Annotated in this window: 10 protein-coding genes; 4 read left to right on the forward strand and 6 right to left on the reverse strand. The window is 41.2% G+C overall.

The features are described from left to right. Positions 1–258: 258 nt before the first annotated feature. Positions 259–4,050 carry a hypothetical protein gene (locus BM184_RS13365; RefSeq protein WP_086943914.1) on the forward strand — a complete coding sequence of 1,264 codons (3,792 nt, stop codon included), beginning with the start codon at positions 259–261 and terminating at the stop codon, positions 4,048–4,050. A 204-nt stretch (positions 4,051–4,254) separates the two neighbouring features. On the opposite strand, the gene BM184_RS13370 is transcribed toward BM184_RS13365, so the two are convergent. Continuing rightward, complete coding sequence (locus BM184_RS13370; RefSeq protein WP_177208673.1) at positions 4,255–5,001, reverse strand: MurR/RpiR family transcriptional regulator; 747 nt, start codon at positions 4,999–5,001, stop codon at positions 4,255–4,257. A gap of 379 nt (positions 5,002–5,380) precedes the next feature. Between BM184_RS13370 and BM184_RS13375 the strand changes: the two genes are divergently transcribed. After that, the gene (locus BM184_RS13375; RefSeq protein ID WP_086943916.1) at positions 5,381–6,754 is read left to right on the forward strand and encodes a PTS sugar transporter subunit IIC; all 1,374 of its coding nucleotides are present in this window, start codon (positions 5,381–5,383) and stop codon (positions 6,752–6,754) included. A 3-nt stretch (positions 6,755–6,757) separates the two neighbouring features. After that, the gene (locus tag BM184_RS13380) at positions 6,758–8,179 is read left to right on the forward strand and encodes a 6-phospho-beta-glucosidase (protein ID WP_086943917.1); all 1,422 of its coding nucleotides are present in this window, start codon (positions 6,758–6,760) and stop codon (positions 8,177–8,179) included. A gap of 184 nt (positions 8,180–8,363) precedes the next feature. Here BM184_RS13380 and BM184_RS13385 read toward each other — a convergent pair whose 3' ends face one another. From BM184_RS13385 to BM184_RS13405, 5 genes are all read right to left on the reverse strand, one after another. After that, positions 8,364–9,053, reverse strand: coding sequence for an MAE_28990/MAE_18760 family HEPN-like nuclease (locus BM184_RS13385; RefSeq protein ID WP_086943918.1), 690 nt, complete (start codon positions 9,051–9,053; stop codon positions 8,364–8,366). Further along, entirely contained in the window at positions 9,040–10,152 is a 1,113-nt protein-coding gene (locus BM184_RS13390; RefSeq protein ID WP_086943919.1) for a DUF262 domain-containing protein, read from the reverse strand. Before BM184_RS13390 ends, BM184_RS13385 begins: the two co-directional genes overlap by 14 nt. 4 nt (positions 10,153–10,156) lie before the next feature. Continuing rightward, a complete protein-coding gene (locus BM184_RS13395; RefSeq protein WP_086943920.1) occupies positions 10,157–11,419 on the reverse strand; it encodes a hypothetical protein in 1,263 nt (420 codons plus the stop codon). Between the two features lie 540 nt (positions 11,420–11,959). Next, entirely contained in the window at positions 11,960–12,862 is a 903-nt protein-coding gene (locus tag BM184_RS13400) for a coiled-coil domain-containing protein (RefSeq protein ID WP_177208674.1), read from the reverse strand. 106 nt (positions 12,863–12,968) lie between these two features. Continuing rightward, a complete protein-coding gene (locus tag BM184_RS13405; RefSeq protein ID WP_086943922.1) occupies positions 12,969–13,418 on the reverse strand; it encodes a flavodoxin in 450 nt (149 codons plus the stop codon). A gap of 562 nt (positions 13,419–13,980) precedes the next feature. Here BM184_RS13405 and BM184_RS13410 point away from each other — a divergent pair. Further along, entirely contained in the window at positions 13,981–14,880 is a 900-nt protein-coding gene (locus BM184_RS13410; protein WP_177208675.1) for a nuclease-related domain-containing protein, read from the forward strand. Positions 14,881–15,251 lie beyond the last annotated feature (371 nt).

Raw genomic sequence — 15,251 nt, forward strand, 5'->3', positions numbered from 1 at the left:
TATGACTTCCTACACTAGAAGTCTTGTTTTATGCGTTCTTTTTGTTTTGTAAAACATAATAATTTTTTGGCAATGTGACAAAATACAATGGTATCATTAAATTGTGCAAGGTTATTTGGTTGAATAGTAATGCAGTATTATCCTGAATTTAGCCTATTCGAAATAGTAAGTAATCATTTATAAGATCACTATGGGACAAACGTTTAAACTTCGATCAAATATAATTAAGTGAAATTTGATGGCTTGGAGGCTGGGGAAATGATTTTTGATAAAATTACACCTGAAAAATTAGATAGTTGGAGTAAAGATAACAGTAGACGAGCGCAAGAAATACTACCTGAACTTGTTGCCAGATTGGTGCTAAGTAGTTCAAATAAAATTAAGAATTTTCATTTTCCATATGGTAAAGGAATTCAATATCCGGGGTATGATGGCTACTTGGTAGTTGATGAAGCTACCAATTTTTTTCCAATTGGAACTTCCGTATTTGAATTTGGGACAAACGGAGATATTCAAGGGAAATTTGATGAAGATATAAAAAAAAGATCTGAAAACTCTGATGGACTGGATATAGAAAAAACAGCGTTCATATTCGTATCATCAAAAATATGGAATCATCGAACTTCTATTCAGAAAAAAATAACCTGCACCGCTAAATTATATAATTGGAAAGAAATTAAAATAATCGATGCTCAAACATTGTGCATGTGGGTTGACAACCATCCGGGTGTTTCAGTTTGGTTGATGGAAACCATGAATGGTAGCATTCATGGTGTTTCAACAGCCGAAAAATTTTGGAATGAAAAGATCGGAAACACAAGCCCAACTTTGACATACCAATTTTTCACAAATAACAGAGATGCAGAAGTAAAAAAAATAGAGAAGTGGATTTCAAAAAATAGTAGAGGTTTTTTCTTTATCAAGGCTGAATCAGCTATTGAAGCAACGTTTTTTTTAATAGCGGCAATGAATAGTTTTGACATAGACATTCTCCATAAAGTTATATTAGTTTCTGACAGCAAAACATGGGATAAAGTTATTTCAATGCAAAACAAAGACATTATTTTAGTTCCTACTTTCTCAGTTGATGAGAATATTTCTTGCCCCGACTATGTCAATGCAATATTACCTATTAGTAAATTTACTCCGCTTGCTAACGTATCAGATAAGTTTGATGGCGTTGAAATATACAGGTTTAAGCATGATCAGTTTCAGAAATCTCTTTTAGAATTAGGAGTTTCTTCGGATGCCATATTTAGTTTGGAAAAAGAAACGAAAAGGTGCTTTCTGCCTTTATATCGAAATTTATCGACAAATCCTATTATCAAACAACCAGGATGGCTTTCAACGTTAGGTGGTGAAATTGATTATTTAATTCCCCTTATGTTACTCAATTATATAAACATAGAGTCAAAAGGAGACTTGACAATACTCAAAATGTTAACTGATTTATCAAGTGAAAATTTTCTATCAAAACTTGATGATTGGACAAGAATCGAAGATTTTCCAGTTGTGAATGCTGGGAAAGTCTATCGAGTAGTTTCAATTCAAGACATGTGGTTGTTTTTAGGAGATAAGATTAAAAGAAAAGATATTGAGAATTTACAAAAAGTAATAATGTTAATTTTTTCAGAAACAATACCAAAGTACGATCTGCCTAAAGAACAAAGATACATGGCGAATATCATTGATAAAAAGGATAGGTATTCAAAGCAACTTATAGAAGGCTTAATAATCTCTCTGATTTTCTTGAAAGAAAGAGACTCAAAATTTTTAGAGACTTCTATTGGATCAACGGATGCTTTTGTAACAGTCTTATTAAGAGATGTTATAAACAATGTTATGACGGAAAAACAATGGCTCTCAATTGCAGAATTTTTCCCATTGATTACCGAAGCTTCCCCTGAGACGATAATTGATCGACTGAAAAAAGAAATGAACAATTCAGAAAGTGAGTTTTGGGAATTATTTAAGGTAGGAGGAAGTAATAGTATTTTCTCAGGAGATGTCTACCATCATATTCTTTGGGGAATAGAGAGATTGGTTTGGATCGAAGAATATGCTGTGGATGCAATATTAATACTAACTAGATTAGCCCACAAAAAATTACCATTGCCAAGTGGTAATACACCGGATTCTAGTTTGAACCAAGTATTTTACTTTTATTTTCCGCAGACAGCATTAAACAAAGATGAATTAATAAGATTATTGGGTAAAATTATTCGAGAGTATCCTCAGGTGGGGTTAAAGCTTGTGGAAAATATGAGTGGATCGAGAAATCATGCGTTATTGACTATGAGTAAACCTCAATGGATTGAGTTCAATGATCCTTATGAAGTAAGATCATTAACAAATGCAGTAATCAGGGATTATAGAGATAAAATTGTGAAAGTTTTTTTCAAAAATGTAAAAGTTGGTAAAGACAGCACTGTTTTAAAAATCATATTTGAGAACTTAGACTTTTTCTATTATGATAATGAATCAACAATAAAGAATTTAGTGAAAGAGAATATTGATGAAATTCCAAATGAGCAAAGAGCAATCTTGGCAACATGCATTAGAAAAACTATTTTTAAAAATAAAAAATATATTGATGCTGAGTGGTTATTGCCAACCGAAGTTATCAAGTTTCTAGAAGAAATATTAACTGAAGTTGAACCTAGCGGTGTGTTAAAATTTCTGTACTTATGTGAGTACTCTCCCCCAATTAATAATCCTATACCTTATTCAAACACAACAGATTTTGACATGGAAAAGGAGGATAAGAGTATACATGCTGAGAGGGAAATAGCAATCTCAGAAATATTTAGAAGTGGTGGAATAGATGTTATATTAGATTATTGTAAGTATATTGAAGATTCTTTTGGATTTTCAAGGATAATCGCAGAGAAAGTTTTGGCAGGTAAATTTGACATAGATTTTTTGTTGAAAATATCTCGATTTAATCTGAATTTATTCAGAGGTATAATTTATTCACTAAATAAAAATGGTTTGGACCTCATGTTTGAAACGTTAAAGCGTGCTGAAAACATAGAATGGGAACAAGAAGCTGAAATATTGAGCCAAGCAGCACCTAGTATGATATTGTGGGTAGAATTAGAATCAAAAAGAAAAGACATACTAGAATATTATTGGAGAAAATCACCAATAGTATCAGTAAGTCATTTCGATGAACAAGAGGCCGACTACTACTTATCAAAGTTGATAGAACATAGCCGTGTAATCGAAGCCATTAATTCAATTGCTTACTCAACGTATAATAATTATGAAATGCTTCTGTTTCTGTTACTATCATTAAAATTATATTTAGAAGACGAAAAAAATATTGCTCAACTTGATTACAATACAGTTGTTCCACATAATATTCAGAATATTTTTAAAAAAATCAATCAAAATAAGAATAAGGATGTCGAAATAATAGGTGCTTTAGAATTATATTTCAATGATATTTTATCGTATGATTTCTTTCCGCAATGCATAAATGAATGGATTGGTAGGGAACCGGAAGTATACGTTCAAATTATTGAACATGCATCTTCCAATAACATGGCAGGTGAAAAAAATAGGGTTTCTTTTTATAGGATGCTAAACAAAATAACAACTATTCCTGGATGTAACAAAGAGAACATAGACAAAGAAACTTTTGATAATTGGGTAAAAAATGTTGTTTCTGTTGCACAAAGAAAAATGTATGTGAAAGAAACTTATTATAGTTTAGGAACACTGCTAAGTTACTCGCCAAATGGAGATGACGATATTTTTCCTCATCAAGTAATTAGAGATTTTTTTGAAGAGAATATGCATGATTCAAAAATATCTGAGTTCCTTGTACCTAATTTTATTACTGGGAAAATTAACCAACAAGGTATGGTGGCGAATTGGGGTAGTGTAGAAGCTGCAGAAGAAAATATGGCCAATAAATATAATTGTGATGCAAACACGATTAGGATTGACTATCCTGAGACAGCATCAATTCTTAGACGCCTGAGAGATCACTATATCTGGAGTTCAAAAAATTTGATGGATACGGATGAATGGTATTTTGATTAAGCGAAGTAATCTCAAAAGCTACGTTTGTAGAATCAGGGAAAATAATTTTAGTTTTCATCCCAATCTCTTATCACTGATTCGTCTTTGAAAGTATTTAAAAAAATAACGTACAAATGCATAAGCCTGAATATTGACAAGTTAAACTTATTGTCAATATTCAGGTTCTTTGTGCTTTTTGAAGATATTATAAGATGATTTGGCAGCCTACCACACCTGATGCTCCCCATAACGCCGCGCCAGAGCCTCTACGTAATACAGCACCGGCAACTGCGACGAACCTCCACTACCAACGCCGTCCCGCATCGGAACATGATACGTCAAGATATCGTCGGCGATCTTGTGCACCTGCACATTTTCGTAGTTCGACACGACGAAAATCCGGTAACCCAACGCCTTCGCTGCACAAAGCTTGTTCAGAGCCAGCTCCTCGTCCTGCTGCACTGAAAAGTACAAGATGGCGCCGCTCTCGCCAAGGTCCAATAAATTACGCAGCCGGAAAGAATCATCTGTGAAGTAGCGCGTCGTCATCCCGGCCGCGTTCAGCAAATAGGAAGCGTACTGCACCAGCTGGCCTTGCAACCCCGCGTTTCCGAGCAAAATTTTGTCCTCGCATTCGATAAATCGGTCCATTACCGCCGCCATGCTCTCCTGGGGCCCGGTTTGCGAAACGGAGGAAAAGAATTCCAGCAGGTACTCCAGTTCGTCATCCTTCTGTTCCACAGCAACAGCAACATCCTGCGCCAGAGAGTGCTGGTACTGATATTTAAATTCGGAAAAGCCACTGCAGTCCATCTTCTTGCAGAAGCGCATGACGGTGGAGGAGGAGACGTTCACCGCTTCGGCGACGTCCTTCACTTTCATGCCGGGCAGTTCTTTCGGGTGTCGCAAAATGTAATCATACACGAGCCTTTCCAGCTCGTTCAGACTATTCACTCGATTGATTGTAAACACGTTAACAGCTCCATCCTTTCTCGTAACAACTCGGTTCTCCGGCAGCAGCCGGCCTGAACCTTTCCTCCCATTATATCGGAAAACACTCCGACCAACCGTATTTTTCCGCATAAATCCACCACAAATCCCAATCCATCAACGTTGTTACGCCCTGTGACAATTTCGCAACAAATGACAAAAAACGAAACCGTTTTCTGAATGCCTCCAACTCATTGTTTTTCCCCCAGCCCGATGCTAAATTTATTCCAGTAAGGCAAAAGCGAAGTGGCCACTTCCAAACTAATGCAACAATATGATTGCGTTTACAACGATAGCCTTCCGGAATTCCTGAAACACCGCGTAACATACCAATCTACACGAAATAAAGGAGAGAAAAGAGATGGATAAAATCCAAGAAATCATGGAACGCTTTTTCGTTCCCTTTGCTGCAAAATTGAACGGCCAACGCCACGTCGCGGCTGTCCGCGACGCCTTCACCTTGTCGTTTCCACTGACGATGGCCGGCTCGATGGTCTTATTGATCAACTACGTATTATTGGATCCAAGCGGCTTCATCGCAAGCCTGCTGAATTTAGGAGAACTCATTCCCAATTTGACCGATTACCAAGCTATCCTCAGCTCCGTCATCAACGGTACGACCAACATCCTGTCCTTATTGATCGCCTTCCTGGTCGCTTACCAATTGGCGGGCGAAATGGACGGCGATGGCGTTCTCTGCGGCATCACGTCCCTGTCTGCTTACTTCATCCTGTACCCGGGCGCGAAAGAATTCGCGGACGGCGGCATGGGGCTGTCGACGACTTATTTCCAAGCACAAGGCCTGTTCGTCGCCATCTTTGTCGGCCTGTTCGTTGCCGAATTGCTGACAAGATTAGGGAGAAACAAAAAATTGCGCATCTCGATGCCGGAAATGGTACCACCTGCAGTTTCAAAATCATTCAACTTGCTGATACCAATCATCATCACATTGGTTGCGACTGCCATCATGAATTTCGTCTTCGCGCAGATAACCGAAGATGGTATCCAAGTGCTGATATACAACACAATTCAAGCGCCGCTGACTTCACTGGGCAGCTCGATGGGCACAATCCTGACTTTTGTTTTCGTGCAGCAATTCCTTTGGGTGCTTGGGATCCACGGTCCGAATACGCTGAGCGCTTTGCGTTCCGTCATTTTCACCGAACAAGTGAACGACAATCTGGCTTATGTGGCAGAGAACGGATCGGCCTGGGGAGCGCCTTACCCGGTCAACTGGCAATCAATCAATGATGCTTTCGGGAACATGGGCGGATCCGGTGCAACGCTGGGGCTGATCATCGCCATCTTCTTGGTGGGTAAAAGGAACAAAGCCCAATATTCGATCGCAAAAATGTCCCTGGCACCGGGCCTTTTCAACATCAATGAACCGATCATCTTCGGCTTGCCGATTGTCATGAACCCGATCTACATCATCCCGTTCATCCTTTCGCCGATCGTCTGCAATATCATCGGTTATATCAGCGTGGTCGTACTGCAGCTGATGCCGCCAATCGCCTACAGCGTCGCTTGGACAACGCCAGGCTTCCTGATTCCGTTCCTCGGTTCCGGCGCGAACAACATCATGTCGCTCGTCATCGGTGCCATCTGCTTGGCGGTCAGCACGGTCATCTACCTGCCGTTCGTTGTGGCTAGCACTAAAGCGGCAATCAATGCCGAAATGGAAGAAGAAGCGGAAAAAATGCAAGCAGCCAAACTGGCTGAAGAGGGGATATAGATTATGCAAGCAAACTTTTTATGGGGCGGCGCAGTAGCCGCCCATCAAGTTGAAGGCGGCCGGCAAGCGGGCGGCAAAGGACTCAGCGTCGCCGACGTCATGACGGCCGGCGCCAACGGGGTGCCACGCCGAGTAACGGACGGGGTCATCCCCGGGGAAAGCTATCCCAATCACGAAGCGATCGATTTCTATCACCACTACAAGGAAGACATCGCTTTGATGGCGGAAATGGGCTTCAAGAGCTTCCGGACGTCGATCGCCTGGACGCGTGTCTTCCCGAACGGCGATGAAGAAACGCCGAACGAAGAGGGGTTGGCTTTCTATGACGATCTGTTCGACGAATGCCGCAAGCACGGCATCGAACCCGTCGTCACGCTGTCGCATTTCGAAATGCCTTGGCATCTCGTCAAAACGTACGGTGGTTTCCGCAATCGGGAATGCATCGCCTTCTTCGAAAGATTCGCGGAAGCTTGCTTCACCCGCTACAAAGACAAAGTCACCTACTGGATGACGTTCAATGAAATCAACAATCAAGCCAACTACAAGTCAGCGCACCACTTGCTGCAAGATAGTGGCATCCTGCTGGAAGAAGGGGACGACTGTGAAAAATTGATGTACCAGGCCGCCCATTACGAACTGGTCGCCAGCGCCCGGGCCGTTAAAATCGGCCATGCCATCAATCCCGATTTCCAAATCGGCTGCATGATCGCGATGTGCCCGATCTACCCGGCCACCTGTAAACCTGAGGACATTTTTTTCTCGTCTGCGGCCATGCAGAAACGCTACTGGTTCGCCGACGTGCACGTGCGCGGCTACCACCCGGCTTACATGAAGAAGTTCTACGCCCGCAAAGGCTTCGACCTTGATATCACCGAAGAAGACGAAAAGGACCTCCTTGCAGGCAAAGTCGACTATCTCGGCTTCTCCTACTACATGTCCTTCTGCATCAAGCACAACGAGCCGAACCCGCACTTCGATTACGATGAAGAGAGCGATCTCGTCCGTAATGAATTCGTAAAAGCCAGCGATTGGGGATGGCAGATTGATCCAGTCGGGCTGCGCTACGCTTTGAACTGGTTCTACGACCGCTATCAGCTGCCGATGTTCATCGTCGAAAACGGCTTCGGTGCCTACGACAAACTCGAAGACAACGAAATCCACGACACCTACCGCATCGACTACCTTCGCGCGCACATCGCCGAAATGGTCAAAGCAGTCGACGAAGACGGCGTCGAGCTGCTAGGTTACACCATGTGGGCCCCAATCGACATCGTCTCCGCCTCCACCGGCGAAATGGACAAACGCTACGGCCTGATCTACGTAGACAAAAACAACGCCGGCGAAGGGACACTCGAACGCAAACGCAAAGATTCGTTCCATTGGTACAAGAAAGTGATTGCTACGAATGGGGAAGATTTAGGATAATAATTAAACCCAGGACTTCCGAAAATGGAGGCCTGGGTTTAATTATTATCGAAGATACCTATTTTCAGTATCACTTTATCTGGAATAAAAAAAATTGGTTATAAATTTCCTGAAAACGGTAATCAAATAAAAAATAAGGATCCCGCATAATGAATTTAAAGGCGTAGACAAGAATTAAATAGGGTCATTCTGCTTTTTCCAAGAATGACTCTTCATAAATAGCATTGTTAATTATTTTCCGAACACTTTCCATTAAATTTAAAACATCTTTTTCTAGACTTTCATAATCCGCCTCTTGTATTCCTAACTTTTGGGAACCATGAGAAATATTATTTCTGTAATTCAATAACTTATTAATGGTATGCTCTGAAATATCAATTTTATCGAGTGGGAATCCCAGGCGATAAAGCATTTTCTTTAATACAATTGGCTTTAAGTTTGATTCTGTATCAACAACATCTTCAGGAATTGCAACAATCTCAGTGAGAAAGTTCGTAAATTCATCTACAAAAGAAATTTGTCGAGAATACTTGTGTAATTTACTATCTTCTGGTAAAAGTTTTTTGAACCTAGGATCTTTTTTTGTTTCATTCCCATATTCTAAGAAAATATTATTAAGAGAAGACGTTCGAAGATACAAGTTTACACTTGACCTTATTAGCTTTTCAGAATTAATTGCATCTACATAAATTTGAAAAGCTGATTTACAAAAACCTTCATAGTACGAATAAAGCATCACTATAAGGGATTTTCTGTATCTATCTTTATCAATTTCTTTATTAATTAAAGACAATTGATTTTTAAGAAAGTAAAGCTCATCAACTCGCCAAGTTAATTCTTCTTCAATTTGCCCAATAACATCAACTTTGTTCATAAAGCTCCTTTACCTTTGCTTCCACAAAACCAATCCTATCGGCTAAAGGTTTTCTGAAATTTTTTCCCCCACCTGTAGTAATTTTTTTAAATTCAGGGTTCTCCTTAACAGCTATAAAAGCTTCTCTAAGCCGTGTCATTTCTTCCGCATTATTTTCATTTATCAAATCGAGAAAAGGCTGAATACCTAGTGAAAAGGCCTCGAAATGATAAGCTGAAAATGCATTTGTAGGTTTGCTCGTTGTGGACAGACCTGCAAATACTTGTCCGCCCATTGCAAAATCCAAGATCGCAAAAGTTTTTCTAAAAGTAACTAATTCTAAGGATGTATCTAATTCGCCCGCTTTTAACTTTAAAGTTGCAGATTCCATATATTCAGTAAGGAAGTCACTTACGTCATGAACATATTCACTGATATTATTTTTAAATGCCAAAAATCTTAGTACCAATTCCTGATCATATTTTTCATTAACTTTGTTTTCCGAAAGATTCGAAATAGTGCTTTGAAAATGAATATCACTACTGAAATTAATCAACAAATCATTAAATCCTGAATCTAGTAACCTAATAGTGCTATTTCGTATTTCTTGATTGCTTAATGTTTCGCCACCTGTATTAAGTCGTTTAAACATATAGTATCTAAGACGAGGATCACTTTCTTTTCTCAAAATTTCTACTCGTATAAAATTACGTTTAAGTTTAATTTCAAGAGGCTTTGGCAAATCTTCATATTTTAAGCCGTTTAGAGCTTCTACAATATCACAATCCACTAATTCCAGTGACTCTCCAGTGACCAGTTCTCCTCGAAAATTTAAATATGATGAAATACGTTGTAACCCATCAATTAATTCGTAAACTCCTTCTTCTAATTCTATAACAAAGATAGGAGGAATAGGCAACTCTAATAACAACGACTCTATGAAACGGGATTGTTTTCCTACAGACCATCTAAACAACCGTTGATATTCTGGATCTATAATCAATTCTTTATCCATATACATATCCAGTAACTCATTAAATGATAAATCTAAAGACCTTGTTCTTATTGTATTAATTTTTTCTTCGACAGCTTTTATTAAATCAATTCCTTCTATTGTCATTTCATTATCTCCTTTCAAATATCAGTACAGTTTCAGTTGGGTTCGAAATAGTTCTATAATTTTTAGTTTTATTGTTAATGGTTACCATCGTTTGCTTCTTCTCAAATGATTGCTTCAAGGTAGCTGACCAGCCATACTTATCAAATATTTCTTCAAAAACCACGGCTATATCTAAGTGGATATCTTTATAAAATGAATCCTGAACAACAATTATAATTTTGCTATTTTGTTTGCTCACCCGATTTAGTTCAGATATTGACATTGAAATACCATCAAAGTATTGAGAAAATTGCTTATAGTAGTAAGTTTTAGAAGCTTTAGATGCGTGATTGTAAACATTACTCATAAATGTTTGAGCAGTATTACTGAAATAGAAGGGCTGTTCTGATGAATTTTTTATTATTTTTGTTGTTCCAATCATCTCTTTTCTTAGTTCTTCAAAATCATTATCATTAGAAAAACCTAGTATAGCAAGCTCGACTCTCGTTGCAACTGCATAATCAATTCTTGTGCAATATGGTGGGGAAGTGATTGTTAGATCTACTGAGTTATCATCTAAAGGAATCTTTCTTGAATCCTGTGTCTTTAAAATAATATTTTGTGATATATTTTTTTTTCGCTTACTTAAAACGGTTTTTTTGCTTTGTAGCTCTTCCAAAAAAAGTTTTTCAAACTTTTTATGTGATATTTTTACTTTTTCTTCTTGGTTTTTTGCGACTTTTATCCATGTGGGATTTGAAGTATTGAACTTCTTTGTTAGTCTTTTGACAGTTTCAAATAAAGCAAGGTAATAAAAAGCAGTAAGTCTATTTTTCACTACTAATTCTTTTTTTAGTAATAAAAACTTATGCGGTTCGCTTGTTTCATCTAAAAGGTTTGTCATAATTTCCAATTCTACATTTCTAATATTTCTAACGGATGTCTTAGTAAACCAAGCTTCCAAGGGATCTTCTTTGATATCATGATTTCTCAAATTTTGTATCGAGTTTAGTTCGATATTTTTAAATTCATTAATACTTAACAATTCTGCAGCAGCGATAACATTCATAACAGGATTTATATCAAATCCATAAACTTCTTTAGCTCCTAATTGGCCTGCTATCTTGCTAGTAGTTCCGCTCCCATTCCATGGATCCATAATAGTCAATTCGCTTATTTTATAGCCTTTTAACATATCTAAAACAAATTGTACTGAAAAACCAGCGTAGTATTTATAGAGCAAAGAAATATCATGTGGATTGTATTTTGGGTTCGTTATATTATTCATAAAAAATCATTCTCACTTTCGTTCATATAGTATAACATACCAACATTTGCTTTTATTATTACAAAAGTAAAAAACACACCATGGATACTATCATAAATTAACTTAATCATACGAAGAATACAATTTTTTAAAACTGCCTAGAACATGAAACGTTGCTTATATCGTATAACTCCTTTTTTCATTTAAATACAATCTTGGATTCGTAATATTTCTACCATTCCACAATTTATTCATTCGTGTATCGAATTATATATAGTTTTCAAAACTTCCACTATCACTCAAAACATAGTTAAGGAACACATTCTTTGGTTCATCTGAAATACTCTAGCTCACGAAAGAGATTGAGTGATATTATTTCCGAATGGAGAATCCTAAATATTCTGAAAAGGAAGTATGAGAGATATTTCTAATAGAGGTAGCCTATTAGGCAGCCCATACTACGTAAACTTCTACAATATATAGAAAATGTCGGAGTTTCCGCGTCCACGCGAAACAAAAAGGAACCGAGGGTCCTCAGACCGCTCGGTTCTTCACATATACTCAAACCACTTTATTATCCTCATCCGCCAACACTGTCAGGGTCGTCTCCAGCTCGCGTTTCTTCTCGGCCAAACTTTCCATAACGTCTTCTGTGCTGTCCTGCAGCTTCTTCAAATTCTCGATGTTCTTCTCAATAATGGCTTTCGTTCCCCAATCGGAGAAGAGGTTGTCGAAGAAGATGTCCAGGGCGCGCTGGGTGGAGGAGATGGTTTCGAGGTCGCTCTCGAAGACGAAATCCAAGTCGCGCAGCTCCCGTGCAAAAGTATAGACGGTCTGTTCGAGATGCAGCAAGGAAGCCTCTGCCGCATCCAGCTTGTCGTGCTTCAGGAAATCAAGGATAAGGCTGCTGTCGGTGATCAGATCCCAAGTCGAAATAGCATCGGCGGCATCGAGCCCGCTGATGATATCCGAGAGGGATTCCAACACCGCAATCCCGGCTTGTTCGGCTTCATTCGTTTCGCGCCATTCGTGCTGCAGTGCGAGAATCTGTTGTTGGCGTTCGCTGACGACTTGGTTCATATCCGGATGTTTACGCAAGACGTCTTCCTTGATGTTGCGCAGTCGCAGTTTCTTTTCTTCGATATCTGCTTCGACTTCCTTGACTCTGCGCGCGGCGGCAATTTTCATCGCATAGGCCTTATCGAACTCGACTTTGGCGCCGATGATTTCGCGGTACTCTTTGTCATAGCGGCGGTCAAAGTTTCCGAAGAGCTTCAGGAGCGTATTCGAGAAGCTGTCATTGCGCAGTCGTTCGAGGTCGCGGTTCTCCTTTTCCAGCGTCGCAATGGCTTTTTCCAGTGCTTCTTGGTATTTCGAAAGATTCTCCTCGGCATTGAAAAGCTTGCGGGCCAACGACCCTAGCTGGAGCATCAATATTTCATATTCCATTCCGACATCCATCATGATCCCCCTTCCAAGAAAAATGATTTTGCAAAAAAGAAGAGCTAGACGCAGGTATTCCCGAATGCCAACTCTTCCTTTTGTTTATTGCTGTAATGAATGGTGTTGCTTATTTGTTCAGCGCGGCTACCATAGCTTCAGAGAATTTCTGCAGGTTCGCGATGTCCTCTTCTTCGGCGTTCAAGTCGATCTTGACGTTTTCTGCGCCGATTGTTGCGCCGAATTTTTTGAATTGCGCTTCGAAATCATCGACTGCTTTGCAGTAATATTCATAGAATGTATCCCCAGATCCGACGACGCCAGCGATTTTGCCTGTGAAGTCGACGTCTTCCATCTCTTCATAGAAGTCCATGAATTCGTCCGGCAAGTCGCCGTCCGTTCCGTATGTGTAGGTCGCGATGATGTTCATGTCATATTCCAAAAAGTCCTCTGGTGCAACTTGCGTGCATTCTTTTACTTCGACGTTTACACCCAATGCTTCCAATTGGTCTGCAACGATATCGGCGATTTCTTCGGTATTCCCTGTCAAACTTGCGTATACGATCAATGCTGATGCCATAGTATTTCCCTCTTTCTTCTCACGATTGCTTTCTTAAGCAAAGTATACCAAAGTTCCGTCCGGTTGGCATCAAATAATCGCAGAATTGCGACAGGGTGTTCCACGGCCGTGCAGCTCCGACGAGCGCGGCCTTCGCCGGAGCTGGTGCGAGGGGGAGGGCCTGTCCTCCTGTTGGGGGTCGTTCGTCGGAGGACAGGGTGCGACCGCGTGCCTAGCTCCGGCAAACATTCGCTCGAAGGAGGACAGCAGATTGTTGGAACCCCACCTCCGTCGAGAGACCCGTTCGCCGGAGGAAAGCACTAGCTCCTGTTAGGGTTTGTTTCGCCGGAGTAGGCGAGAGCGCAAAACGCTCACCTGCGGCGAGCTTTCGTTCGACGGAGGACAAGCTCCGAATCCGCGCGCAGCTTCGGCTAACATTCGCTTGCAGGAGGAAGGCAGGTTACCGGCACCGCACCTCCGGCTAAAGGATACGTCGTCGGAAGTCGCTGCGGTAATAAAAAAAGCCAATGACGATGGAATGCAGATACTACAGGTGACGATTCAATTAGAAGGAGGAGAACTAATGGCATACAAAGAACGCACCAAACCGCGGATGCTCTGCATTTACGAAGCGTTGGCCAAACGGATGAAATTGGGGCAGGGAGATCAGTATTATTTGTTGCATATGGATGGAGGGTTCGAGGGCGAATGCGGGCTGGATGTGCATACGGACGCGTTGGATTCGCGTTGTTTGGTGCTGAATGACCTGCAGTTGCGGCACAATCGCATTTCGATCCAGATTGATACATTGGTGATTTGTCCGGATAAGCTGCTGGTGTATGAAGCTAAAAACTATAAGGGTGACCATCAGTGGGGGCCAGTGACACTCCGGAAACCGAGCGGCGCCACGATGGAAAATCCGTCGGTCCAGCTGAATCGGACGATGGCAAGATTGGCCGTGCTGCTTGAGGATTTGAAAATCGATATGCCGATTGAAGGCTTCGTTGCGTTCATCAATCCTGAATTCAATTTGCTGAGTGCTCAAAAAATTGAGGATTACTTACTTCCCGGGCAGATTCCGCGTCATTTCCAGAATTTCCGGGTGAAGGGAGAAATCGGGCCGGAGCAACAGCGGCTGGCGGATTCGTTGATCCGGATGCACAATCCGCGCCATTTTGCCGAGGAAATGCCGGAAATCGACTACGCGAAGTTGCGAAAAGAGCTGTTCTGCCTGGATTGCGGTTCGGCGGTGCGCCTTGATGGGATCAAGTCGGTCTATTGTCCGGTCTGCAAAAAAAGGAGGCGGACGACGAAAACGATTCTGCACAATATCGAGGAGTTCCGGTTGCTTTTTCCGGATGCGAAAGTGACGACGCCGCGGATGGCCGAGTGGTGCGGGATGGACAATAAGGATCGGATTTATCGGGTTCTTTGCAAGAACTATAAAGCTGTGGGCAAATGCCACGGGCGCCATTATGTATAAGGGCAAGAACTCCGACGAAGCTGCGGCTCGTCGGAGTTCTTGCCTGTTTGCTTATCTGAGGGATTGCATTGCGGCAGGAGAGTGTTCTCCGACGGGGGTTCCTTGGCCGGAGCTGGTGCGATGGGGAGATGCTGTCCTCCGACGAGAGATTGTTCGCCGGAGGACAGGATCAAAGTCCGCGGTCAGCTCCGGCTAGGTTCCGGTAACAGGAGGACAGCAGATTGTTGGAACCGCAACTCCGTTGAGAAGGGCGCTCACCTGAGGAAGGCACCAGCTTCTGTTAGGATTTGCTTCGCCGGAGTTGGCGAGAGCGCGAAATCCGTACCTCCGACGAGCCTTCGTTCGCGGGAGGACAGACTGTGCCTGCGTGG

The organism is Trichococcus pasteurii (genome assembly GCF_900112935.1).
Lineage (GTDB): Bacteria > Bacillota > Bacilli > Lactobacillales > Aerococcaceae > Trichococcus > Trichococcus pasteurii.